Source organism: Pseudomonas sediminis, assembly GCF_002741105.1.
GTDB classification, from domain to species: Bacteria; Pseudomonadota; Gammaproteobacteria; order Pseudomonadales; family Pseudomonadaceae; genus Aquipseudomonas; species Aquipseudomonas sediminis.
Window position 1 is genome coordinate 44958 of record NZ_NIQU01000004.1, and the last position, 22468, is coordinate 67425.

Consider the following 22468-nt stretch of genomic DNA (forward strand, 5'->3'; position numbering starts at 1 on the left):
GCCGCGACTGGCGCCACCTTGATCGCCGCTAAAGCGCCTCCCACATAAGCGGTGCCTGGCTAACGACTCAAACGCGTGAGAATCCGATCCAGCGAGTTGGCGAATGCCTGCCGATCCTTTTCCGAATACGGTGCCTGACCACCGCCCACCTGCCCCTGCTCACGCAGGTCGGTGAACAGGTTACGCACCGCCAGGCGCTCGCCCATGTTGCGTTCGTCGAACTCGCGACCACGCGGGTCGAGCGCAGCCACACCCTTCTTCACCAGACGGTCGGCCAGTGGCACGTCGCTGCAGATCACCAGCTCGCCGGGCACGGCGTGCTCCACCAAATGATCATCGGCGGCGTCCGGCCCGCTAGGCACCACGATCAGTTTCACGCAGGCGAAATTCGGCCGGGCGACGGCCTGACCGGCCACCAGCACCACTTCGAAGCCTCGTTTGAGGGCGAACTTGACCACTTGGTCCCGCGCTGCCCGAGGGCAAGCGTCGGCGTCGATCCATACGCGCATGCAGCAACTTCCGCAGAACAATCAGCGCGCAGTATGCCAGCAGACGACTCGATCAGGCGTTGTAGAAAGGCTCGCAGCGCTCACGCACGGCGCGCGACAGGTTGTCGTCGGCCAGCTCGATAAGGTCCAGTTCCACTTCATCGGGCAGCAACTCGGCTACCAGCGCAGCCAGGCGCCGCTGACCGCGCACATCGGCACCGGAAATCGCCAGCAGCAAGCGCGGCTGCGGGCCGATGGCCGGATCGCGCAACGCAGCGAGAAAAGCTTCGCGCACAGCCAGCTGGGCACAGGCCGCAGACAGGGCATGCTCCAGGGAGGGATGACGCAGAGCAGCCAACGCCAGATCAGGACTGTCGGCGTAATGAGTGGAGTGGATCGAGGAAGACATGCGCGCACTCGGCAGAGAAATTGGAGCCAGCCTAGGTGCACTAGGACCCGCTGTCGTGGCAGCGGTTCACGCTATCGCGCAACGAGGGCGAGCAAAGTCGCCCTCGTTCACGCCTTTTCCAGCGGCTCAGGCCTGAGCTGCTGCGCGGCGCCGCTCGCCCAGCAGGCTGCGCCCATAGAGCAGTGCGATACCGGCCAGCGCCAGGCCCTGCGCCGACAGGCTCCAGGCATCGGCATGAATGCCCAACCAGTCGAACTCGAAGAAGGCCACCGGACGAGTGCCGAGCACACCGGCCTCCTGCAACGCGGCCACACCATGGCCGGCGAAGACCACGGACAGCACACACAGCAGCACCGCGTTGACGCCGAAGAAGGTCGCCAGCGGCAGTTTGCGCGAACCACGCAGGATCACCCAGGCCAGGCCGATCAGCAACACCAGCGCAGCCGCTGCACCGGCCAACACCGCACCATGTCCGGCAGGGCCGGCCTGCAGCCAGAGGGTTTCGTAGAACAGGATGACTTCGAACAGCTCGCGATAGACCGAGAAAAACGCCAGCACGGCGAAGCCGAAGCGACCGCCGCCACCGACCAGGCTACTCTTGATGTAGTCCTGCCAGGCCGCAGCGTGGCGGCGATCATGCATCCACACGCCAACCCACAGCAGCACCACACTGGCGAACAGCGCCGTGGCGCCTTCCAGCAGCTCACGCTGAGCGCCGCTGATGTCGATCAGGTAGGCTGCCACCGCCCAGGTCGCGACACCGGCCAGCAATGCCAAGCCCCAGCCGACGTGCACGCTGCGTACCGCCTGCTGCTGCCCGGTATTGCGCAGGAAGGCGAGGATCGCCGCCAGTACCAAAATCGCCTCGAGCCCCTCGCGCAGCAGAATCAACAAGCTGGCGAAGAAGCTCAGGCTGTCATCCATGGCGCCATCGGCCAGCAGCGCCGCAGACTTGTCCAGCTCCACCTTGGCCTGTTCCAGCGCCTGTACCGCCTGTGCGACGCCAGCGCCATCCTGCAGCGCCTGTCGATAGGCCATCAACGCGCGCTCAGTGGTCTTGCGCTGCACTGCATCGAGGTTGTCGAGAGCACCTTCGACCAGTTCGAAGCCTTCCAGGTAGGCGCCGACGGAGAGGTCATAGGCCTGCTCACGATCACCCTCGCGGTAGGCCTGGAGACTGCGCTCCAAGGTCGAGCGGGTGTAGCCGATCAATTGTTGCGGGCCGCGCTGCTCCAGCACCGGATGCGCGCGCTGGGCGCGAAACGCGGCGACATCGCCGCCAGCTGCGTCGATCTCGGCAGGCGTGCGCCCTGCCAGCTCACTCATGGCGAAGCGCGTCTGCCCCTGTGCCGGCGCGGCGCTGAAGCCGGCGATGTAGGCGGCCAGATCCCAACGTTGGCGTTCGTCGAGCTGATCGGCGAAAGCCGGCATATCGGTGCCTTCAATGCCCAGGCCGAGCGTGTTGTAGAGGTCATACAGGCTCAGGCGATCCAGACGCGCGGCGTCACGCAGATTGGCCGGCGCCGGCTCCAGACCGATGCCGGCAGGCCCATCGCCCAGGCCGGTGTCGCCATGGCACACCGAACAATGCTGCGCGTAGAGCGGCGCGCCGCGTTCCGGGTCAGGCGTCAGCACGGGGGTCTGCGCCACCTGATAGAGCTCGGCCAGGCGTGCGCCCAGCTTGCGCGCGGCGCCTGCGACCTCATCGCCCGGTTGGCGCTGGACAATCGCCTGGTGCAGATCGCGCACGCCCTGCTCCAACTCGGCACGGCCAGCTTGAGCCGGCAAGGCGACGATCAAGCCCTGCAGCACGTCGAGAAACTCCAGTTGCTCCTGGTATTCACCGGCATCGATGATCTGGCCATGGGCAACGGTGGCCGGGTAATCAGCGCCGATGTAGCCAATCAGATGCAGCGCCTGCGCGGCGCCATCGAGGGGCTCGGCAACAGCGAGAAAGCTGAGGCTGGCCAGCAATGGCAGCATCAGCCAGGAAAGGGAGAAACGAAAGCGGATCATTAATGCATCCCAAACGAGAATGGGTGGCATTAAATTGTTGCCGGCCTAACGACCAAGCACAAGAACAATCTGAAACATCTGGTAACAATCAGCCGAGCGGAACCTGAAAGTCCGTCCTGCCCGCGTAGGTGGGCACCCAGAATCGGCGAGTCAACTGGGCTCCCGCCTTCGCGGGAGTGACGATGAATGACTCTTTCAGAACATCCCTGACAAACGCTATCGGTCAGCGTTGAACGATAGTAAATGCGGCTCAGACAGCGGCGCGCTTGACCGTTGCCAGCAAGCCAGCAGCAGCGGCGAACAGTGCGGCGAAACTGCGGTTCATTACCCGCTGCTGACGCGGTGTGCGCAGCAGCCGCAGGACGCGCGAAGCGAGCCCGGTGTAGCCGGCCATGACGATCAGATCCACGATGATCATGGTCACACCCATCACCAGATACTGCGCCAGTAGTGGCGCATGCGGGTTGATGAACTGCGGCAGTACCGCGAGCATGAAGACGATGGCCTTGGGGTTGCTGAAGTTGACCAGAAAACCGCGCAGCACCAGGGTCAGTGGCCGACCAATAGGCCGCTCGGCCGCACCGGCATCCAGATCGCTGGGCAGCGCGACCCACTGCTTGTAAGCGAGGAACACCAGATAGGCCACGCCGAACCACTTGATCAGGCTGAAGGCCAGGGCCGAGGCGGCCAGGATGGCACCCACGCCCGCGGCGACGATGGCGATCTGCAGCGCCAGGCCAAGTTGCAAACCAAGGGCGTTCCAGTAGCCACGCCAGAAACCGTATTGCATACCGGCCGACATCGACGCCACGGCACCGGCACCCGGCGACAGGCTGATGACCCAGCAGGCGACGAAGAAAGCGAGCCAGGTTTCCAAAGCCATGATGCGTACCTCGAGAAGCTGAAATCAGGGGAAGAGCAGCACAGCCTACTCCGGCGCCAGCGTCTCGACTAGCGACTCAGCGCCAGCGGCGTACCGACCGTTGGAAGAACAGGCTGTTGGGTACCTGTAACACGGCGCCGGAGGCATCCTCAGTGAGGTCCTGCAGGGTGGTGTAGAACAGGTTGATGGCGATGACCCGGCCCTTCACACCCGGCTTGTCAGCGCTATCGATCACCTCGACCGTGTCGCCGATACGGAACGGCCCCATGGTGAAGATCAGCAGCGCACAGAACATGTTCGACAGCACGCTCCAGATGGCGAAGAACGCCACCGCAGCGACAGCAGTGAAACCGGTCAGCGCCGTCCACAGCACGGTGGCCGAAACCCCCAGGCGCTCCAGCACCATGAGCAGTGCACTGCCCATGATCAGCCAGCGCACCAGCCCCCGCAGCGGCTGCAGCACTTCTGGCGGCAGCAGGCTGTAACGAGCGCCGAGACGGCTGATGGCACGGGTCAGAATGCGTTGGGCAACCCACGCCAGCAGGATGATCAGCAGTACCTGGCCGGTGCGAATCAGCGGGTCGCGCCAGGCCATCAGCAAATCTAACTGTTCCATCACTCGGCTTCCTCCAGTTGCTGCTGCAACGCCTCCAGGGTTTCCAGCGCCAGCAGCCAGGCTTCCTCAAGCTCGGCCTCGCGGGTCTTGAGCTGTGCCTGTTCGGCCAGGCGCTGGCGCAGCTCATCCTTGCGCGCGGACTCGTACAGACCGCTGTCGCCCAGCTGGGTTTCGACGGCGGCGAGCTTTTCCTGCACCTTGCCCAACTCCTGTTCGAGCTTTTCCGCCTGTTTCTTGTGCGGTGCCAGTTGCTGGCGCAACGCCGCAGCGGCCTGGCGCTGGGCGCGCTTGTCGGTCTTGTCCGCGCCACCTTCGGTCGGCGCATTCGGTGGCGCCTGACGCTGACGGTAATCGACCAGCCAGCGAGCATAGTCGTCCAGATCGCCGTCGAACGGCACCACACGGCCTTCAGCGACCAGCAGGAACTCGTCAGTGGTGCTCTTGAGCAGATGGCGATCGTGCGATACCACTACCACGGCGCCGGCGAATTCCTGCAGGGCCATGGTCAGGGCCAGGCGCATTTCCAGATCGAGGTGGTTGGTCGGTTCGTCGAGCAGCAGCAGATTGGGTTTTTCCCAGGCGATCAGTGCCAGGGCCAGGCGGGCCTTCTCGCCACCGGAGAAATTCACCACCGGCTCGTCGCAACGCGGGCCACGGAAGTCGAAGCCGCCGAGGAAATCGCGCAGGGTCTGCTCGCGCTCGCTCGGCGCCAGACGCTGCAAATGCAGCAACGGGCTGGCTTTGTCGTCCAGCGAATCGAGCTGGTGCTGGGCGAAATAGCCGATCACCAGGTTCTCACCGCGGCTCAGGCTGCCGCTCAGCGGCTGCAGCTCGGCCGACAGGTTCTTGATCAGCGTCGACTTTCCCGCGCCGTTAGGGCCGAGCAGGCCAATGCGCGCGCCGGGCACCAGGCTCAGCTTGACCTGCTGCAGCACGGTCTTGTCGCCGTAGCCGAGGCGACCTTCGCTGAGGCTGAGCAGCGGCGTAGAAATCTTCTCGGCCTCGCGGAAGACGAAGTCGAAGGGTGAATCGACATGCGCTGCGCTCAGCTCTTCCATGCGCTCCAGCGCCTTGATCCGGCTCTGCGCCTGGCGGGCTTTGGTGGCCTGGGCCTTGAAGCGGGCGATGTACTTTTCCATGTGCGCGCGCTGCGCCTGCTGCTTCTCGTAGGCCTGCTGCTGCTGGGCCAGGCGTTCGGCACGGGTACGTTCGAAGGCCGTGTAGCCGCCGCGGTACAGGTTCAGCTTGCGCTGCTCGACATGAGCGACGTGGTCGACCACCGCGTCGAGAAAATCGCGGTCGTGGGAGATCAGCAGCAGGGTGCCGGGGTAGCTCTGCAACCAACCTTCCAGCCAGAGAATGGCGTCCAGATCCAGGTGGTTGGTCGGTTCGTCGAGCAGCAGCAGGTCGGACGGACACATCAGCGCCTGGGCCAGGTTCAGACGCATGCGCCAGCCACCGGAGAAGTCGCCGACACGGCGATCCATCTGCGCATTCTCGAACCCCAGGCCGGCCAGCAGCTTGCGTGCGCGCGCGTCGGCGGTATAGCCGTCGGCGCTGTCCAGCTCGCTGTGCAGGCGGGCGATGGCGGCGCCATCATGACTCTGCTCGGCAGCGGCCAGTTCGGCCTGCACGCGGCGCAGGTTGTGATCGCCGTCGAGCACATAATCCACCGCCAGCCGATCGAGGGTGTCGACCTCCTGGCGCATATGGGCGATACGCCAGTCACCAGGCAGCAGGCAATCGCCGGCGTCCGGGGTCAGCTCACCGCGCAACAGGGCGAACAGGCTGGATTTGCCGGCGCCATTGGCGCCGATCAGACCGGCCTTGTGGCCGGCGTGCAGGGTCATCTCGGCGCCTTCGAGCAGGCGTTGCGGACCACGCTGTAGAGTGAGGTTCTGGAGTCGGATCATAATGGCGGCGGAGTCTATCAGTTTCGCCCCGAAATCGCCTGGGAGGCCGCGTGCAGGATCTATGGAATTTCGCCGTGCAACTCTACGCTCGCCCGGGCGTGGAAAGTGCCTGTCTTCAGTTGCAGGAGGCAGGCTGCGACGTCTGCCTGTTGCTGACCGGCGCCTGGCTGGAGCAGCGCGGCGTTCCTTGCCGGGGCGATTATCTACACGCTCTGCGCGACCTGGCGCAGCCCTGGCAGCAGAACGTCGTCATGCCACTGCGGCAGACACGCCAGCAATGGCGACTAGCAGCGAGCCAGGATGCCGAACTGGCGCCCCTGCGCGAGCAACTCAAACGATTGGAGCTGGAAGCCGAGCGACTTTTGCTGAAAAGACTGGAAGCCCTGACCAGGGATTGGCCGAGCGAGAACGCGGGCAGCGACTGGCTGCAGCCCCTTGCCGGAAATGACAGCGCCGCGCTGCAAGTGCTGCGCGGCGCCGTTGCCGCCCATTAGGACGCGTTCGACGTACCTGGAGCAGCGGCACCATTGCTGGCCGCGGCAGGCGCCGGAGTGGCCGCTGGAGCGGCGGGGGCTACGGGAGCAGTCGCGGCCTTGGGCTGCGCCGGCTTGGCCGGCGATTTTGCAGCGACAGGCTTGGCGGCAGCGGGTTTGGCCGGCGCCTTCGCAGTAGCTGGCTTGGCAGCAGCAGGTTTAGCCGGTGCTTTTGCAGCTGCAGGCTTGGCAGCGGCCGGTTTGGACGGCGCTTTCGCAGCAGCTGGCTTGGCGGCAGCTGGTTTGGCCGGTGCTTTTGCAGCTGCAGGCTTGGCAGCGGCCGGTTTAGCGGGCGATTTTGCAGCAGCAGGCTTGGCAGCGGCCGGTTTCGACGGCGCTTTCGCAGCAGCTGGCTTGGCGTCAGCTGGTTTGGCCGGCGCTTTTGCAGCAGCTGGCTTGGCGGCAGCTGGTTTGGCCGGTGCTTTTGCACCAGTTGGCTTGGCAGCAGCGGGTTTAGCCGGTGCTTTTGCAGCTGCAGGCTTGGCAGCGGCCGGTTTGGCTGGGGTTTTCGTAGCGGCGGGTTTGGCCGCGGCAGCCTTGGCTGGAGCCTTCTTGGCAGGAGCCTTGGCAGCTACCGGCTTCTTCGCAGCTGCGGGTTTGCTGGCCGGTTTAGCGGCGGGAGCAGCCACTTTAGCCTCTCGAACCGACAGGGCCTTGCCTACTGCTTCCTTGACCTTGCCAACACCCTGGGCCAGTTTCAGGCTTTCCTGCGCATCGCGTTTGAGTTGAGCGATATAGGTGCGGGTTTCACTCTGACTGGACTTGAGTGCATCGAGCAACTCTTCCAGGTCGGCGACTGCATCCTTTGCCTTGGCCTGCGCCTTGGCTTTGCCGGCAACAGCGGCGTCCTGCAGCTTGCTGCGGGCCTTGTGCAGTTTTTCCTGCGCCTTGCCGCGCTGCTTCTCCAGCTTCGCGAGCAGTTTCTCGGCGTCGATCAGCGCTTGCGAGCAGGCATTTTCCAGGTGTTCGAGCAGGCTGGCAGACAGTTGGTGCAGCAGGTGCAACGGGGTAGTGATGGACTTCTTCTTGGCCGACATGGCGCGCCTCCAGGCGGATGTGAACGCGCCCATACTAGACGCAGCCGCAAGGCCTCGCCATAGGCCTTTTGGCGAGCCGAGCAGATGCCGAAGTGCGCTGGCATAATCGGCGAGACCTTTTAGCTGTTGCAGAGCACGCTACGGCGCAGCGAAACCTCAACAGCCTGCCAAGTATCTTGATCGGGAGACACCGTCATGAGCCGCGCCGTAATCGCCGCCCTCGCCATCTGCTGCAGCCTGGGCGCGCAGGCCGACCAGCACCAGCATGATCTGGCCTACAGCTTGGGCGTACGCCTTGGCGAGCGCCTGCATGAAGAGGTGCCTGACCTGCCACTGAGCGAGCTGCTCGAAGGCCTGCGCCAGGCCTACGAAGGCAAGCCCTTGCGACTCGACGCAGGTCGAATCGAGCAGCTGCTGGATGAACACGAAGCGCGTATCGAAGCCTCGCCACAGCGCCACACCAAAGCCATCGAAACCGAGCGGCGCTTTCTCGCCGAGCAAGGTCGCCGCCCGAACGTGCGGGCGCTGGCCAACGGCGTGCTGGTGACGGAGCTAAGCCCAGGCAGCGGCCCGACACCCACCGCTCGCAGCCGAGTGCAGGTGATTTACCGCGGCGAACTGGCCGACGGCAGCGTCTTCGATGAAAGCAGCACGCCGCAGTGGTTTCGCCTGGACAGTCTGATCGCCGGCTGGCGCAGCGCGTTACTGCAAATGCCGAAAGGCGCTCATTGGCGCCTGGTCATTCCAGCGGATCAGGCGTACGGAGAAGAAGGTGCGGGTGACCTGATACCACCCTATGCGCCACTGGTGTTCGATCTGCGCTTGCTCGATGTGGCCGACTGAGCGCCAACCCGGTTTCGAACAGACAAGCGGCCCGGAGCCATCCGGGCCATTGGCATCAGGCGTTCAGATCGCCTCGGCAGCCTGTTCCTGATGGGAGTTGTGCAGCACCTCGATCAGGCAGTCTTCCAGTTCGAAGCGCTCATGCAGCAATTGCCCAAGATGATTGAGCTCCGCCACCAATGAGGTACTGTCGCGGCAATCGCCATTGTCGCAGTGGTCGTTGAACGCCAGCGCAACCGCGGTAATGGCTTCGATGCGCGGGTAGATCTGCTTGGCCAGCTCCAGACCACGCTGATCGTTGAAGGCCTTGGCCTCGTTGGTCAGTTGTTCGTAGACCTCGAAGTGCCCCGCCGAAACGTAGTCCACCAGCAGCTCGCAGAAGCCCTGCAGAGATTCGCAATTGATGGCAGGTGCCTGTGGCGCTTTGGTGATAGCGGTATAGGCCAGCACCAGTTCGCGGCGCTCACCCAACCAGCGATCGATCATCTGGTGAACCCCGCCCCAGCGTTCCTGTGCGTTCTGACAACTCTCAAGCATGATGAACCTCGCTTCCCTTGTCGCTGCTGCCTGTTATACGCCCGTTCCCGAGACGTTTTTTATGGCCTGCCATCCTTGCTAGCCACCCTTCTGGCCGTCGCTACGCGACGTTAAAAACCGAACCCGACGACTTTTTGTCAATCGGCGCCTCAACCTCAGAAAACAGTCGGAAAATGGCGTTTTTCCGGCGGTACGTGCGAGCCAGATTATGCTCGTGGGCACACACCATCAAGGCATCGCAGCGAGAAAATTTCATACGAGCGTTTAATGTCGAAGCCACGAGCGGTATGGCTTCGCGCAATTCGCATTCTCAATCGCGACGCAGCAGCTGGAACAGGCAGAACCCGAGCATGCCGATGAAACCCAGCAGGCTCCACTCGGGGATGCTCATACCGAACAGCGTCCATTTCACCTCGGCGCAGTCAGCACTACCCTGGAACACCAGACGCACGATGTCCTGCATCGGCAGAGCTTCCATCATGAACTCGAGGCTCGGCAGGCACGCTTCGAGCTGGTCGGCTGGCACGCTCTGCAGCCAGATCTGCCGGCCGGCGGTGGCGGCGCCCGCACCAGCGAACAGCAGTGCCAGTACCGCGTAAACGCGGCGCCCTACGCTGCCTGGCCCATGGATCGCAGCGATCAGGCAGACCACGCCGAACAGCACCACGCAGATGCGTTGCAGCACGCACATTGGGCAGGGCTCCAGCCCGACGACGTGTTCCAGGTAAAGCGCAGCCGCCATCAGCAGTACGCAGCCGATGAATGCCAGGAAAAACAGGGGACGCGGACTGGCCAAGTGCATGGTGGCTCCGGGAGGGAAATCGAGGGCCGTACGGTAGAGGAAAGCGAGGGCGCCTTTCAAGGCGCCCCGTGAATCAGAGTCGGCTGTTCATCATGCTGGAACGCCCCTCCGTCCGCATCCCAAACCTACCGCGGCATTCGGCCGCAGTCATTCAAGCGCTGACGCCCTGCGGTTGAGGCAGAGAAGGCAGGCCTTGATGCAGCAAGCCAAGACTCTCCAGCAATAGCTGATTGCTGCGTTCCAGTTCGCCCAACTGCGCCAGCAGACGCGCCAGTTCGGCACAGGTTTCCGGATGACGCTCGATCTTCAGACTGGTCTCGAAGTAATCGCGCGCCTTGCCCCACAACTGGTTCTGCAGGCATAGGCGGCCCAGGGTCAAGAGCAAGGCTGGGTCCTGCGGATGCTGCTTGAGCCAGAGTTCGGCGGTTTGCAGCTGACGCGCCGGATCGGCGCCACGCAGCACGCCATAGAAGCGCGCCAGGCGGCTGTCGTAGCCACGCTTGAGCGCGCCACGCAAAACCTCTTCGGCCTCTTCCTGTGCGCCCAATCGACGCAATTGCTCGACGTAGGTGGCAATCAGCTCAGGTTCCTGACGCAGCGGTGAAGAAAGCTGTTGCCAGGCCTGGGTCAGAGGCTGCAGTGCTGTTTCTCCGTCGCCCTGACCTAGCTGCCCGGCATCGGCCAGACGACCGCGCCAGGTCTCGCGCTCCAGCTCGTCGAGTTCGGCGGCAGGCAGGGCCTTTTCCTTGCGCAGCTCAGGCAGCAGGCCAAGCAGTGCCGACCAGTCCTGACGCTGCAAATACAGGCGCTGTAGCTGGCGCAACACCAGATGATGGCCCGGATGGCGCTCGCGCATCGCCTGCAGGGTCTCCAGCGCAGCCTGACTGTCGCCACGATTGCGTTGCAGCTCAGCGTGGGTCAGGGCAATCGCGAGCTCAGCTTGGGGCTGCTTGCTCAGTGCACGCTCAAGCAGGGCATCGCTCTGCTCGTGTTGGCCAAGCTTGTTGGCAGCCCGTGCTGCGCCCAGGTAATACATCAACGGTCGGCTGTCGGCTTCGGCGGCGCGGGTCAACTGACGCTGCGCTCGCGCCCAGCGGCCTTCGGCCAGGTCCTGCATGCCCTGTTCGGACGCCAGGCGCACGCGACGACTACGGTGCAGACGCGACCACGGGTTGGCCAGCCGCGTCGAGCTGAGCAGCAGACGCAACGTCCACTTGATCAGGTAATACAACACCACGACGACCACCAGCAGGCCAAGGAATGCCCACAGGCCAGACTGGTAACGGAAACCCTTGTACGCGAACAACACATAGCCGCGGTCGGCCTCGATGGCCAGGCTGAGCAGATACAACCCGACTGCTACGGCCAGCAGTAGCAAAAGCCAGATCAGGCGTCTCATTGCGCCTCCTCGGCCGTGGCGGCCCCCTGCCGACGTTGCGCCAGCTTGCGTTGCAGGTAGGCCTGCAGCGCATCGAGCGAGTCACTCAGGTCAGGCACCTTGACCTCGATGCTGGCATCGGCCAGCTCCTTGAAGCGCTGGCGCAGGGCGCGACTGTCTGGATTGTCCAGATTGAAGTGGGCGTCGAGGATTTCCTCGGCCTGCTTCAGTGACTGCTGGTAGACACCGGTCTGGCCATGCAGCGCGGCCCACTGTGCCTGCTCCAGCGCCAACGACAGACTCAGGCGCACCTGCGACAGGCTTTGCCCGGACAGCAGCGGACGCACGTTGCGATCGGCATCGAATTCGATACGGAAGTACTCCGAAAGCTTCTTCACCCACTCGCCCCACCAGGCACTGCCATCGCCTTCGGCGGCCAGATCCGAGAGCACATCGCCCTGCCCTTCGAAGGTCGGCGCCAGGGGATTAAGCGTGGCAGCCTGCTCACGCAGGGCGCCCAGTTGCAAGAACAGGCCGACGCGATCCGGGCGCGCCGTGGTGCGCAGCGCTTCCAGGCTACGGCTGAGTTGCTCGCGAGCGGCGAAGGCGGCTGGATCATCCTGTTCACGAAGGATGTCGTCAGCCGCAGATACCAGCGCCTCGGCACTGGCCACGTCCTGCAATGCCGACAACCGCAAAGTTGCCAGGCGTAGCAGGTGCTCGGCTTCGTCCAGACGCCAATCCTGGCGGCTGCCATCGAGCACGCTTTCCAGACGCTGACTCATACGCTGCTGATCGTTCTGCAGGTTAGCCAGCAGGCGGCGGCGCTCGTCCAGTTCAGCCGCGCTGGGCAGAGCGGACAGGCGCGAATCCAGGCGCTGGGCCAACTCATCCACTTTCTTCGCGCTGTCGTCGCGGGTGCGCTGCAGGTCTTCGGCCTGCTGCTGGTCCCGGCTCTGCATTTCATGCAGTTGCCAGAGGCTCCAGCCACCGGCACCGGCACCTGCCAAACCGATCAGCAGGGCGAATGCGGCAAGACCGCTACCACCACCACTGCGGGTTGGCTTCGCGGGTGGCGGTGTGGGGGTGGGTTTCACGGCTTCGCTGGCCGGTTTTTCTTCTGGCGTGTTCGGGGTGGATGCTTCGCTCACGTATCCGTCCTTTTAGAGGGCGGCAGCCGGAAACTGCTCCAGAGCTGCCTGCAAGGCCGCGGCATTGGCGCCACGACAGTCCACAACGATCTGTGCACCCGCAGCGCGGGCCTGTTCGGCGACGCGCGGGCTGGGTACGAACAAGGGTAGCCGAGCCAACGCCGGCCAGTCATCGCCGGCTAGCTGTTGCAGATGTTCGAAACCCTGTCCACTGCTGACAACCAGGCCGTTCAGGCGTTCCGCTCGCACCCGCTGACTAAGCTCGCCCGGCGCGTATTGCGGCAGCACACGGCGATACAGTGGCAGATAGTCGACCGTCACGCCTTGGCCGCGCAAGTGCTCGGCAAGGAATTCTCGGCCACCCTCGCCACGCAGAATCAGAACACGCGGCGCAGATGCCGTGGCAATCGCCTGGTGTAGCGCAGGCAGAGCGAGCAGCGCTTCGCTGTCATCGGCCGAATCAGGAAAGTGCACGCGCAAGCCTTGTTCGGCGAGCACAGCGGCGGTGGCAGCGCCGACGCTGAACCAAGGCAGGTCAGGCGTCTGCGCCGTATATTGGGCCAGAAGCCGCAACCCCATGCGAGCCGCCGGTTTACTGACCACGATCACCGCACAGTAGCGTTGCAGTGTGGCAAAGGCCTCGCGCTGCTCGGGCGTCTCATCCAGCGCTTCGATGGCCAGCAGCGGCATGCAATGACTGAACACCCCCTGCGCACCCAAGGTCTGCGCCAACGCTGCACAATCCTCGGCTGGACGGGTCAGCAGCAGGCGCCATGCACTCAAGAGTGGCCGGCCTCACCGTAAACGGCCTGGAGAATGGCATCGGCCCCTTGCGCCAGCAATGCCTCGGCGACACGCACCCCAAGGGCTTCAGCATCGCCACTGGCAGCACGCTCCTCGGCGCGCAGCAACAGGCCACCGTCAGGCTGGCCGACCAGACCGCGTAGCCATAGCTGGTCATTTTCGAGCAGGGCATAGCAGGCGATGGGAACCTGGCAGCCGCCGTTGAGATGTTTGTTCAGCGCACGTTCGGCAGTAACGCGCAGCGCGGTTTCACGGTGATGCAACGGTGCCAGCAAAGCATGCACGTCACTGTCGGCGCTGCGGCACTCGATCCCCACGGCGCCCTGGCCGCCGGCCGGCAGGCTGTCCTCGGCGCTGATCGAGCTGCGGATGCGATCTTCGAAGCCCAGGCGAATCAGGCCGGCGGCGGCGAGAATGATGGCGTCGTATTCGCCGGCATCGAGCTTGGCCAGCCGGGTATTGACGTTGCCACGCAGGAACTGGATTTTCAGGTCCGGCCGGCGCGCCAGCAGTTGCGCCTGACGGCGCAGACTGGAAGTGCCGACCACGCTGCCCTCGGGCAGTGCATCAAGGCTGGAGTAGGTATTGGAAACGAAGGCGTCGCGCGGGTCTTCACGCTCGCAGATGCAGTACAGGCCCAGCCCTTCGGGAAAGTCCATCGGCACGTCCTTCATCGAGTGCACGGCGATGTCGGCTTCGTTTTCCAGCAGTGCGGTTTCCAGCTCCTTGACGAACAGGCCCTTGCCACCAATTTTCGCCAGCGGTGCGTCGAGCAGCTTGTCGCCGCGGCTGACCATGGGCACCAGGCTGACCTTGAGGCCCGGATGGGCCTGCTCCAGACGGGCTTTGACATATTCGGCCTGCCACAGGGCCAGGGCGCTCTTACGGGTGGCGATGCGAATTTCGCGGGACATGAGGCAATTCCAGAAAACCGATTGCCGCAAATCATAACAGGCTCGCCCGGCGCCGGCGGAAGGAGGCGGCCATAGGCCGCAGCCGGAGCCCCGCTACAGCGACTGCATCATCTTGCGTACACCGGCCACATGGCGGCGGCTGACCACCAGCGAGTCACCGTCGAGCCCCTTGAGGAACAGTTGGAAGTGTCCGAGCGGGGTACGCTGCAGACGCTCGATACGCTCACGCGCCACCAGCGCATTGCGGTGGATGCGCACGAAGCGATCACCGAACTCGTCTTCCAGCGCCTTCAGCGGCTCATCCAGCAGGACTTCGCCGCCCTCATGACGCAGGGTGACGTACTTGTGGTCAGCGATGAAGTAGACCACGTGATCCAGCGGGATCAGCTCGATGCCCTTGCGGGTTCGCGCACTGATATGAGTACGCGGGCCACCGCCAGTCTCCGCTGCGGGACGAGTCAGCGCGGCCAGTTGCACACGATTGGGCCGTTCGGCCTTCTTCAGCGCTTCGCTCAGACTCTCAGGACGCACAGGCTTGACCAGATAGCCCACTGCACTGACCTGGAAGGCCTCGAGAGCGAACTCGTCATGAGCCGTACAAAAAATCACCGCTGGCGGCGCTTCGCGCTCGCACAATTTGGCAGCGACTTGCAGGCCGTCTAGACCGGGCATGCGGATATCCAGCAGGACCACATCCGGCTTCAGACTATCAATCAGGGTCAGGGCTTCCTCGCCATTGCTGGCGGCGGGCTCCAGGACCCGGTAACCCTCGAGCTCACCGACCATACGGCTGAGGCGCTCGCGGGCAAGGGGTTCGTCATCGACGATCAGGACATTCATATTGCTCTGGCTTCCTGCGTGAGTCTCGCACAAGGATAGCGTAGACAGCTGTAGTGACGGCCGTCACGGCGCTCCACGCTGAGACTCGCCTTCGGCCCAAAAAGTGCCGCCAGGCGCGCATCGATATTACTCAGCGCTTGGTGCGTTCCCCGCGACGGGTGCTGCTCGCCCCGCTCTTCATACGGATTGCTGACACACAAGCTGAACACACCATCCTGGTAATCCGCCTCGACCCGCACCAGGCCGCCTTCGATACGCGGCGCGATGCCATAGATCAGCGCATTCTCCAAAAGAGGTTGCAGGGTCAGCTGGGGAATCGGTAGATCCTCCGGCACACCTTCGACCTCCCACTGCAACTGTAGTCGCTCGCCGAGCCGATAGTGCTCGATCGATAGATATCGTTTCGCCAGTTCCAGTTCCTCCTTCCACGGCACCAGCGTTCCGGGCTTGGCCAGGCTGGCGCGAAACAGATCAGACAGATCCAGCACCGCCTGCTCGGCCTTGAGCGGGTCTAGCGTGACTAGGCTGGCGATGCTGTTGAGGCTATTGAACAGAAAATGCGGGCGAATCCGCGCCTGCAACGACTCTATACGGGCACGCAACTCGGCCTGCTCCTGCCGACGCCATTGGCTCTGCAGATAAAAATAGCGTAGCAGCAGTGCGGACATGATCAGGCTGATCAACGCATGACGCAGATAAAGATTCACTTCACCACTGCGTGGTAGCGGCCCGCCCAGTTCGTAATAGTCGGCCACCGCCGTACAACCCAGAGTCAGCAGCACCACCAGCACACAGCATAGGCCGCCAGCCAGCGCCGGCGGCAGGCGCGCCAGCAAGGGCCGTAATCGACATAGCACGGCGGCCGACAGCAGCACGATCCACTGCACGAACAATGAGGTCAGGGCCAGGCGCACCCAGTCGAAACCCGGCGTCATCGGTTCGGCGAGCACCAGCACCAGTACCAGCAGCTCAGCCAGCAGCACCATGCTCAGCAGGGCTTCCGGCTGGCACAGTTCCGGGACGAAGAAGTCGTCGATACCTTTGTTCTTGGCAAGCGATTTTGTATGCATCGACGCAGTTTCCGTGTCGCCCTGCTAGCCGGCAAGCCAGACGGCTCCAGCCGGACAAAATAAAGCACCGAAATGCCACCTTCGCGATAGATTTGTGAAGCAGCCGACACCACTGCGTCCTGCCTGACGGCTAACTCGACACGGCGAAACGCCTGCCGACCCTGTTATTATCGACGCACTTTGTCCGCCATGCTGGCCGCCAACGTGGCCCGCCCGATTCCGAGCCCAAATCATGAGCAGCGAAAAAACCAACCAATCCTGGGGCGGCCGCTTCAGCGAGCCCGTCGACACCTTCGTCGCCCGCTTCACCGCCTCGGTGGAATTCGACAAACGCCTGTACCGCCACGACATCATGGGTTCCATCGCCCACGCCACCATGCTGGCCAAGGTTGGCGTACTCAGCGATGCCGAGCGCGACACCATCATCGACGGCCTCAAGCAGATCCAGGGCGAGATCGAAGCCGGCCAGTTCGACTGGCGCGTCGATCTGGAAGACGTGCACATGAACATTGAGGCACGTCTGACTGATCGCATCGGCGTCACCGGCAAGAAGCTGCATACCGGCCGCTCGCGTAACGACCAGGTGGCCACCGACATCCGCCTGTGGCTGCGCGACGAGATCGACATCATCCTGGCCGAGATCACCCGCCTGCAGCAGGGCCTGCTGGGCCTGGCCGAAGCGGAAGCGGACACCATCATGCCCGGCTTCACCCACCTGCAGACCGCCCAGCCAGTGACCTTCGGCCACCATCTGCTGGCCTGGTTCGAGATGCTCGCGCGCGACTACGAGCGCCTGGTCGACTGCCGCAAACGCACCAACCGCATGCCGCTGGGCTCAGCCGCACTGGCCGGCACCACCTATCCAATTGCCCGCGAGATCACTGCCAAACTACTCGGTTTCGACGCTGTTGGCGGCAACTCACTGGACGGCGTTTCCGACCGCGACTTCGCTATCGAATTCTGCGCTGCCGCCTCGCTGGCGATGATGCACCTGTCGCGCTTCTCCGAAGAGCTGGTGCTGTGGACCAGCGCCCAGTTCCAGTTCATCGACCTGCCGGATCGTTTCTGCACCGGCTCCTCGATCATGCCGCAGAAGAAGAACCCGGACGTGCCCGAACTGGTGCGCGGCAAGACCGGTCGCGTATTCGGCGCCCTGACCGGCCTGCTGACCCTGATGAAAGGCCAGCCGCTGGCCTACAACAAGGACAACCAGGAAGACAAGGAACCGCTGTTCGACGCCGCCGACACGCTGCGCGACAGCCTGCGCGCCTTCGCCGACATGGTGCCGGCGATCAAGCCCAAGCGCGAAGTCATGCGCGAAGCTGCGCTGCGCGGTTTCTCCACCGCCACCGACCTGGCCGACTACTTGGTACGCAAGGGCCTGCCCTTCCGTGACTGCCACGAGATCGTCGGCCACGCCGTGAAATACGGCGTGCAGACCGGCAAGGACCTGGCCGAGATGAGCCTGGATGAACTGCGCCAGTTCAGCGATCAGATCACCGACGATGTATTCGCCGTGCTGACCCTGGAAGGCTCGGTCGGCGCTCGCGACCATATCGGCGGCACCGCACCGAATCAGGTCCGTGCTGCGGTGGTGCGTGGTCGCGAACTTCTCGCCAGCCGCTAAACGACGCGTCGGAGAAAATAGGGAAAAGGAGTTCCCATGCCTGAATTACTGCTGCGCGGCTTGGCGCTACTGGCTGAGATCGCGCTTGAAATCATCATCGGCTACGTCTTCTACACGACCGGCTGGCTGGCACTACGACTGCTGACATTAGGGCGCTATCCGCGCCTGCCGCTGCGCGTGGCCGACCCGATGGGCGCACGTAGCGCCTGGGTCGCCACATTTGGCTTCATCTGCCTGGTTGGCCTGCCCCTGACGTGGCTGACCGCCACATACAGCTGAACGCTGCCACGAGACATTTCCATGCCTATAGAAATCCGCCCCGCCACCCATGAAGACGCGGAGCTGATCCTGCGCTTCATCACCGACCTGGCCATCTACGAAAAGGCCGAGCACGAGGTGAAGACTGATGCCGCCGGTATCTGCAACAGCCTGTTCGCCGAGGACAGCACCGCCCACGGCCTAATCTGCGAGAACGACGGCCAGCCCATCGGCTACGCGGTGTATTTCTTCAACTACTCCACCTGGCTGGGCAAGCACGGTCTTTATCTGGAAGACCTCTACATCAGCCCTGAAGCACGGGGCCTGGGAGCTGGCAAGGCGTTGCTGCGTCACCTGGCGCAACTGGCGGTAGCACGCGGCTGCGGCCGCTTCGAGTGGTCGGTGCTGGACTGGAACACCCCGGCCATCGACTTCTACGAATCCTTCGGTGCTAGCCCGCAAAGCGAGTGGACAACCTACCGCCTGACCGGCCAGGCCTTGCTGGATTTCGCCGCAGGCTGAGAAAACCGGCGCCTGGCTAGGGCAACACCTCTGGCCTAAGGTAATTACACCTCCACCTGCCACCGGACCATCATGCGCACACTCCTTGCTCTGCTCAGCATTATCGCTCCGGCGCTATCGGCGGCGACACCAGTCACCATTCCCGCCAATGCGTCCTGGCATTTGCAACTCGATGGCAAACTGCAAACACCCAATCGCCTGGTCTATGACATAGACCTGTACGACACGCCCAAGCAAACCATCACCAATCTCAAGGCGAGTGGGCGTATCGTCATCTGCTATTTCAGTGCGGGCACCTGGGAAGATTGGCGCAGCGACGCTCAGGCCTACCCAACGGCGGCACTGGGCAAGGCGTTGCCTGATTGGCCGGGTGAGCACTGGCTCGACTATCGCCGTGAGGATGTGCGCCAACTACTCGCCAAACGCCTGGACCTGGCCGTAGAAAAAGGCTGCGACGCCGTCGATCCGGACAACGTGGACGGCTACAGCAATGACAACGGCCTGGGACTGACGGAAGCCCAGCAAATAGACTTCAATCGTTGGCTGGCCAGCGAGGCACATAGTCGCGACCTGAGCATCGGTCTGAAGAATGCCGTAGAACTGCTGCCGTCACTTGGCGACTACTTCGACTTTGCCATCAACGAGAGTTGCTATCGCTACAACGAATGCGACGGTTACAGTCACATGCGCAGCCAGGGCAAACCGATCTTCATCGCCGAATACCGCACCCTCAATAAGAGTCTTTGCAGTCGGGCCGCGAACTCCGGCTTTCGTCTGCAATTCTTCAAAGTCAGCCTGAAAGGCGTTGGCGTCCCCTGCGACTGAGCCCTCATCAGAACCGGCAAGGCGCTACCCGGCGGTGGCCACCTTGAATAGTCGGAGCTGAACTGGAGCACCGCGGCTATAGAATTCTACGAACGCTGCGGCGCCTACGTGCAGAGCGAGTAGGCCGGCTATCGCCTGACCGGCGAACACGCGTACCTGTTGCGAGTTGATGACTGCGCGGTTCAATACCCATGAAAACCTGCAGGCAATTGCCAACCGCTGCTCGGCGAACACGCCCGCGCACGTTGCATACGCGGGCGCTGTACTTAGCCCAGCGCTGCAGCGCCGGCCAGCGCCACCTGCCCGTCTTGGGTCGGGTGCATACCTGACACGCCTATAGCGCCGATAACCTTGCCATCCTGTACCAGCGGCACGCCACCCTCAAGCAGAATGGCATTGTGCATCGACAGCAAGCGCAGTGCCGCGCCGCCGGTTGCCAGGGTTTCCTCGAAGCCCTTGGTCGAGCGCTTGAACAGCGCCGCCGTTGAGGCTTTCTTGATCGCTATCTCGACGCTGCCCAGTGCCGCCTCATCGAGCTTGTGCAACAGCACCAAATTTCCACCGCTGTCGGCCACTGCAATCACCATCGGCCAGCCGTTGGCCAACGCCTCACGCTCAGCCGCTGCAGCAATATGTCGCGCCTGCTGCAAATCGACAGGAGCGCCATAACTCAGGACGCCGGGAGCGAATCGGTCTGATGCATTCATGGCATTGCCTGCCCACCGTTGACATCGAGCACCTGGCCGGTGATGTAGCCGCTGCAGGCGTGTGACGCGAGGAACAGATAAGACGGTGCCATTTCCTCCGGGGTACCGAAGCGGCCCATCGGGATGGTGCTACTGACCGCTGCGCGCGCAGCATCGTCCTTATCGGCGTGGAACGCGGTGTCCACGGTGCCAGGCGAAACGATGTTGAAGCGGATATTGGCCGGGGTAAATTCACGTACCCAGTTGCGCTGAATATTGTGCAACCAGGCCTTGGCCGCAGCGTAGAGGCTAGCGCCGGGACCACCGCCGCCGTGGGCGGCGATCGAGCCGGTAGTAATCACTGCCGCACTCTGTCCGCTGGCTTTGGCCGACGCGCGCAAATGGGGAATGGCTTCACGGGTGACCATCAGCGCCGAACGCAGATTGACATTGGTCATCGCATCGAAAAAGGCATCATCGATGCTCTCCAAGCCACGACGTTCCAGCAGTGCCCCGGCGTTGTTGATCAACACATCGATACCGCCGAAACGCTCGACGAACGCCGCAACCGTGGCCACGCAGGCCTCGGTCTTGCCGAGATCGCCAGCGAAGAACGCCGCCTGGCCACCATCGGCTGACAACTCGCTGAGCAGTGCATCGAGGTTAGCCGGCGTGTTGCGTGCGGTGATACCGACATGGGCGCCAAGCTTGGCGAAGGCGCGCGCGGTAGCCAAACCGATACCGAGGGTGGAGCCGGTGATCAGAACGCGTTTGCCGCGCAGGTCGTTGAAGGTCATTGGGTGCATTCCTCTTGACGGTGAGCAGGGGATTCCGGGGCAATGCCCGTACGGCGCTTGAATAAGCGCAACAGCAGCGGCAGTAGCCACAGAGATAGGGTGATGATGGCGAGCGCCAGCGATACCGGGCGCTCGAAGAACACCATCAGGTCGCCCTGGGCACGCATCATCGAGGTGATGAAGGTTTCCTCGAGCATCGGCCCGAGGACGATGCCGAGAATCATCGGTGCCAGTGGAAAACCGTTTTCTTCCATGAAGAATCCGATGACGCCGAAGGCGAGAATGATGGCGATGGCGAACAGCGTATTTTCCACGGCGAAGGCGCCGACGATAGAAAACGCCAGGATCACCGGCATGAGGATACTCTGCGGCACCTGCAACACTCGTTTGAACAGCTTGATGGCGAGAAAACCGAAAGGAATCAGCATGAGGTTGGCGAGCAGGAACGCCAGGAACACCGCGTTGATCATGTCGGCGTTCTCAGTGAAGATCGTTGGGCCCGGATTCAGGCCCTTCATGAACAGTACGCCGATGACAATGGCGGTCAGCGAATCTCCGGGAATCCCGAACACCGTGGCCGGAATGAAACTGCCACCCACAGCTGCGTTGTTGGCTGCGGTAGCCGGAACGATCTTGGCCATGTTGACCTCATCCGGCGTGGTACGTCGGGCTGCTGCGCGCTTGGACATGGCGTAGGAGATGTACGCGGCCACGTCAGCCCCTGCCCCCGGCAGAATGCCCACCAGCACACCGACGAACGAGCCCCGAGCAACACCCACCTTGTACTTGAAGATGTCGCGCAGCGCCTGCAGCAGCATCGGCTTTTGAGGCACCAGGGCGGCCTGCCGGGAGTTGCCCGCGCGACTGTTACGGGTGCAGAAACGTAGGATTTCCGCCACGGCGAACAGACCAATGATCACCGGGATGAAACCCAAACCGCCGAGCAGGTCAGCATTGCCGAAGGTAAACCGTGCCTCACCGGAAACCGGGTCCAGCCCCACGCTGGCAACCAGCAAGCCGAGCAGCAGCGACACTGCACCTTTGACCGGCGAGCTGTCCGACACGGCAATGGCAGCGGTCAGGCCCATGCAGGCCAGCCAGAAATATTCGAACGAACTGAAGTTGAGGGCGAACTCGGCCAGGAATGGCGCGCACAGGATCAGCGCCAGTACGCCGACGCTGCCGCCGATGGCCGAGCTGACTGCACTCATGCTTAGCGCATACTCACCCAGGCCTCGCTGCGAAAGCCCATGGCAGGGCTCGGTGTAGGCCGCGGATGCCGGTGTACCTGGCATACGCATGTACACGGCGGGAAGGTCGCCGGAGAAGATCGCCATGGCGGCCATGGTGACGATGGCGGCAATCGCTGGCACCGGATCCATGAAGAAGGTCACCGGCACCATCAGTGCTACCGCCATACTGGCAGTGAGGCCAGGAATGGCGCCGACAGAAAGGCCGTACAGAGCGGCAATCATCATTACCACCAGGACTTCGAAGGTCATGACCATACTGAAAGCAT

The 22468-nt window shown here is 63.2% G+C and carries 24 protein-coding genes; 6 read left to right on the forward strand and 18 right to left on the reverse strand.

Features of this window, described 5'->3' with window-relative positions; all coding sequences use genetic code 11:
- Positions 1 to 59: 59 nt before the first annotated feature.
- The 6 genes from CDO35_RS10785 to CDO35_RS10810 form a co-directional block, all read right to left on the reverse strand.
- Positions 60 to 509, reverse strand: a complete 450-nt coding sequence (locus tag CDO35_RS10785) for a YaiI/YqxD family protein (RefSeq protein WP_099524651.1) — start codon at positions 507 to 509, stop codon at positions 60 to 62.
- A 52-nt stretch (positions 510 to 561) separates the two neighbouring features.
- Positions 562 to 897, reverse strand: coding sequence for an enhanced serine sensitivity protein SseB C-terminal domain-containing protein (locus CDO35_RS10790; protein WP_099524653.1), 336 nt, complete (start codon positions 895 to 897; stop codon positions 562 to 564).
- A gap of 126 nt (positions 898 to 1023) precedes the next feature.
- Complete coding sequence (locus CDO35_RS10795) at positions 1024 to 2913, reverse strand: cytochrome c/FTR1 family iron permease (RefSeq protein WP_099524654.1); 1890 nt, start codon at positions 2911 to 2913, stop codon at positions 1024 to 1026.
- Positions 2914 to 3163: 250 nt separating this feature from the next.
- Positions 3164 to 3796 (reverse strand): LysE family transporter, encoded by a 633-nt coding sequence (locus tag CDO35_RS10800; RefSeq protein ID WP_099524656.1) that lies wholly within the window; start codon positions 3794 to 3796, stop codon positions 3164 to 3166.
- Between the two features lie 76 nt (positions 3797 to 3872).
- Positions 3873 to 4412: a mechanosensitive ion channel family protein gene (locus CDO35_RS10805; protein WP_099524658.1), complete on the reverse strand. Its 540-nt coding sequence runs from the start codon at positions 4410 to 4412 to the stop codon at positions 3873 to 3875.
- Positions 4412 to 6325: an ATP-binding cassette domain-containing protein gene (locus CDO35_RS10810; protein WP_099524660.1), complete on the reverse strand. Its 1914-nt coding sequence runs from the start codon at positions 6323 to 6325 to the stop codon at positions 4412 to 4414. The genes CDO35_RS10805 and CDO35_RS10810 overlap by 1 nt, the downstream gene beginning before the upstream one ends.
- Positions 6326 to 6375: 50 nt before the next feature.
- Here CDO35_RS10810 and CDO35_RS10815 point away from each other — a divergent pair, with 50 nt between their 5' ends.
- Positions 6376 to 6819, forward strand: coding sequence for a TIGR02444 family protein (locus CDO35_RS10815; protein WP_099524662.1), 444 nt, complete (start codon positions 6376 to 6378; stop codon positions 6817 to 6819).
- Here the strand turns inward: CDO35_RS10815 and CDO35_RS10820 are convergent.
- Complete coding sequence (locus tag CDO35_RS10820) at positions 6816 to 7895, reverse strand: AlgP family protein (RefSeq protein WP_099524663.1); 1080 nt, start codon at positions 7893 to 7895, stop codon at positions 6816 to 6818. The genes CDO35_RS10815 and CDO35_RS10820 overlap by 4 nt on opposite strands.
- Before the next feature lie 195 nt (positions 7896 to 8090).
- Between CDO35_RS10820 and CDO35_RS10825 the strand changes: the two genes are divergently transcribed.
- A complete protein-coding gene (locus CDO35_RS10825) occupies positions 8091 to 8738 on the forward strand; it encodes an FKBP-type peptidyl-prolyl cis-trans isomerase (RefSeq protein ID WP_099524665.1) in 648 nt (215 codons plus the stop codon).
- A 63-nt stretch (positions 8739 to 8801) separates the two neighbouring features.
- Here CDO35_RS10825 and rsd read toward each other — a convergent pair whose 3' ends face one another.
- From rsd to CDO35_RS10865, 8 genes are all read right to left on the reverse strand, one after another.
- The gene (rsd, locus tag CDO35_RS10830) at positions 8802 to 9275 is read right to left on the reverse strand and encodes a sigma D regulator (protein ID WP_099524667.1); all 474 of its coding nucleotides are present in this window, start codon (positions 9273 to 9275) and stop codon (positions 8802 to 8804) included.
- 310 nt (positions 9276 to 9585) lie between these two features.
- Entirely contained in the window at positions 9586 to 10077 is a 492-nt protein-coding gene (locus CDO35_RS10835) for a disulfide bond formation protein B (protein ID WP_099524669.1), read from the reverse strand.
- 151 nt (positions 10078 to 10228) lie between these two features.
- Positions 10229 to 11476, reverse strand: a complete 1248-nt coding sequence (locus tag CDO35_RS10840) for a heme biosynthesis HemY N-terminal domain-containing protein (RefSeq protein ID WP_099524671.1) — start codon at positions 11474 to 11476, stop codon at positions 10229 to 10231.
- Positions 11473 to 12606 carry a uroporphyrinogen-III C-methyltransferase gene (locus tag CDO35_RS10845; RefSeq protein WP_099524673.1) on the reverse strand — a complete coding sequence of 378 codons (1134 nt, stop codon included), beginning with the start codon at positions 12604 to 12606 and terminating at the stop codon, positions 11473 to 11475. Before CDO35_RS10845 ends, CDO35_RS10840 begins: the two co-directional genes overlap by 4 nt.
- A gap of 12 nt (positions 12607 to 12618) precedes the next feature.
- Positions 12619 to 13389, reverse strand: coding sequence for a uroporphyrinogen-III synthase (locus tag CDO35_RS10850; RefSeq protein ID WP_099524675.1), 771 nt, complete (start codon positions 13387 to 13389; stop codon positions 12619 to 12621).
- Positions 13386 to 14324 (reverse strand): hydroxymethylbilane synthase, encoded by a 939-nt coding sequence (gene hemC / locus CDO35_RS10855; protein ID WP_099524677.1) that lies wholly within the window; start codon positions 14322 to 14324, stop codon positions 13386 to 13388. The genes CDO35_RS10850 and hemC overlap by 4 nt, the downstream gene beginning before the upstream one ends.
- A 93-nt stretch (positions 14325 to 14417) precedes the next feature.
- On the reverse strand, positions 14418 to 15164 hold the full coding sequence (locus tag CDO35_RS10860) for a LytR/AlgR family response regulator transcription factor (RefSeq protein ID WP_099524679.1): 747 nt from the start codon (positions 15162 to 15164) through the stop codon (positions 14418 to 14420).
- Positions 15161 to 16234, reverse strand: coding sequence for a sensor histidine kinase (locus CDO35_RS10865; RefSeq protein ID WP_099524681.1), 1074 nt, complete (start codon positions 16232 to 16234; stop codon positions 15161 to 15163). Before CDO35_RS10865 ends, CDO35_RS10860 begins: the two co-directional genes overlap by 4 nt.
- 232 nt (positions 16235 to 16466) lie before the next feature.
- Between CDO35_RS10865 and argH the strand changes: the two genes are divergently transcribed.
- From argH to CDO35_RS10885, 4 genes are all read left to right on the forward strand, one after another.
- On the forward strand, positions 16467 to 17861 hold the full coding sequence (gene argH / locus CDO35_RS10870) for an argininosuccinate lyase (protein WP_099524683.1): 1395 nt from the start codon (positions 16467 to 16469) through the stop codon (positions 17859 to 17861).
- Between the two features lie 36 nt (positions 17862 to 17897).
- Positions 17898 to 18140: a hypothetical protein gene (locus CDO35_RS10875; protein WP_099524685.1), complete on the forward strand. Its 243-nt coding sequence runs from the start codon at positions 17898 to 17900 to the stop codon at positions 18138 to 18140.
- A 21-nt stretch (positions 18141 to 18161) separates the two neighbouring features.
- Positions 18162 to 18641 (forward strand): GNAT family N-acetyltransferase, encoded by a 480-nt coding sequence (locus CDO35_RS10880; RefSeq protein ID WP_099524687.1) that lies wholly within the window; start codon positions 18162 to 18164, stop codon positions 18639 to 18641.
- Between the two features lie 72 nt (positions 18642 to 18713).
- Entirely contained in the window at positions 18714 to 19466 is a 753-nt protein-coding gene (locus CDO35_RS10885; RefSeq protein ID WP_243699071.1) for an endo alpha-1,4 polygalactosaminidase, read from the forward strand.
- A 266-nt stretch (positions 19467 to 19732) separates the two neighbouring features.
- On the opposite strand, the gene CDO35_RS10895 is transcribed toward CDO35_RS10885, so the two are convergent.
- From CDO35_RS10895 to CDO35_RS10905, 3 genes are read right to left on the reverse strand one after another with little or no spacing between them, the layout of a single operon-like run.
- Complete coding sequence (locus CDO35_RS10895; protein WP_079784921.1) at positions 19733 to 20173, reverse strand: GlcG/HbpS family heme-binding protein; 441 nt, start codon at positions 20171 to 20173, stop codon at positions 19733 to 19735.
- Positions 20170 to 20949, reverse strand: coding sequence for an SDR family NAD(P)-dependent oxidoreductase (locus CDO35_RS10900; RefSeq protein ID WP_099524693.1), 780 nt, complete (start codon positions 20947 to 20949; stop codon positions 20170 to 20172). Before CDO35_RS10900 ends, CDO35_RS10895 begins: the two co-directional genes overlap by 4 nt.
- A complete protein-coding gene (locus CDO35_RS10905) occupies positions 20946 to 22451 on the reverse strand; it encodes a tripartite tricarboxylate transporter permease (protein ID WP_243699072.1) in 1506 nt (501 codons plus the stop codon). Before CDO35_RS10905 ends, CDO35_RS10900 begins: the two co-directional genes overlap by 4 nt.
- Positions 22452 to 22468: the final 17 nt, after the last annotated feature.

Bases quoted from the DNA above. Each gene is read 5' to 3' on its own strand.
- CDO35_RS10785 (WP_099524651.1), bottom strand. From the start codon at position 509: ATGCGCGTATGGATCGACGCCGACGCTTGCCCTCGGGCAGCGCGGGAC.
- CDO35_RS10790 (WP_099524653.1), bottom strand. From the start codon at position 897: ATGTCTTCCTCGATCCACTCCACTCATTACGCCGACAGTCCTGATCTG.
- CDO35_RS10795 (WP_099524654.1), bottom strand. From the start codon at position 2,913: ATGATCCGCTTTCGTTTCTCCCTTTCCTGGCTGATGCTGCCATTGCTG.
- CDO35_RS10800 (WP_099524656.1), bottom strand. From the start codon at position 3,796: ATGGCTTTGGAAACCTGGCTCGCTTTCTTCGTCGCCTGCTGGGTCATC.
- CDO35_RS10805 (WP_099524658.1), bottom strand. From the start codon at position 4,412: ATGGAACAGTTAGATTTGCTGATGGCCTGGCGCGACCCGCTGATTCGC.
- CDO35_RS10810 (WP_099524660.1), bottom strand. From the start codon at position 6,325: ATGATCCGACTCCAGAACCTCACTCTACAGCGTGGTCCGCAACGCCTG.
- CDO35_RS10820 (WP_099524663.1), bottom strand. From the start codon at position 7,895: ATGTCGGCCAAGAAGAAGTCCATCACTACCCCGTTGCACCTGCTGCAC.
- CDO35_RS10825 (WP_099524665.1), top strand. From the start codon at position 8,091: ATGAGCCGCGCCGTAATCGCCGCCCTCGCCATCTGCTGCAGCCTGGGC.
- rsd (WP_099524667.1), bottom strand. From the start codon at position 9,275: ATGCTTGAGAGTTGTCAGAACGCACAGGAACGCTGGGGCGGGGTTCAC.
- CDO35_RS10835 (WP_099524669.1), bottom strand. From the start codon at position 10,077: ATGCACTTGGCCAGTCCGCGTCCCCTGTTTTTCCTGGCATTCATCGGC.
- CDO35_RS10840 (WP_099524671.1), bottom strand. From the start codon at position 11,476: ATGAGACGCCTGATCTGGCTTTTGCTACTGCTGGCCGTAGCAGTCGGG.
- hemC (WP_099524677.1), bottom strand. From the start codon at position 14,324: ATGTCCCGCGAAATTCGCATCGCCACCCGTAAGAGCGCCCTGGCCCTG.
- CDO35_RS10860 (WP_099524679.1), bottom strand. From the start codon at position 15,164: ATGAATGTCCTGATCGTCGATGACGAACCCCTTGCCCGCGAGCGCCTC.
- CDO35_RS10865 (WP_099524681.1), bottom strand. From the start codon at position 16,234: ATGCATACAAAATCGCTTGCCAAGAACAAAGGTATCGACGACTTCTTC.
- argH (WP_099524683.1), top strand. From the start codon at position 16,467: ATGAGCAGCGAAAAAACCAACCAATCCTGGGGCGGCCGCTTCAGCGAG.
- CDO35_RS10875 (WP_099524685.1), top strand. From the start codon at position 17,898: ATGCCTGAATTACTGCTGCGCGGCTTGGCGCTACTGGCTGAGATCGCG.
- CDO35_RS10880 (WP_099524687.1), top strand. From the start codon at position 18,162: ATGCCTATAGAAATCCGCCCCGCCACCCATGAAGACGCGGAGCTGATC.
- CDO35_RS10885 (WP_243699071.1), top strand. From the start codon at position 18,714: ATGCGCACACTCCTTGCTCTGCTCAGCATTATCGCTCCGGCGCTATCG.
- CDO35_RS10895 (WP_079784921.1), bottom strand. From the start codon at position 20,173: ATGAATGCATCAGACCGATTCGCTCCCGGCGTCCTGAGTTATGGCGCT.
- CDO35_RS10900 (WP_099524693.1), bottom strand. From the start codon at position 20,949: ATGACCTTCAACGACCTGCGCGGCAAACGCGTTCTGATCACCGGCTCC.
- CDO35_RS10905 (WP_243699072.1), bottom strand. From the start codon at position 22,451: ATGACCTTCGAAGTCCTGGTGGTAATGATGATTGCCGCTCTGTACGGC.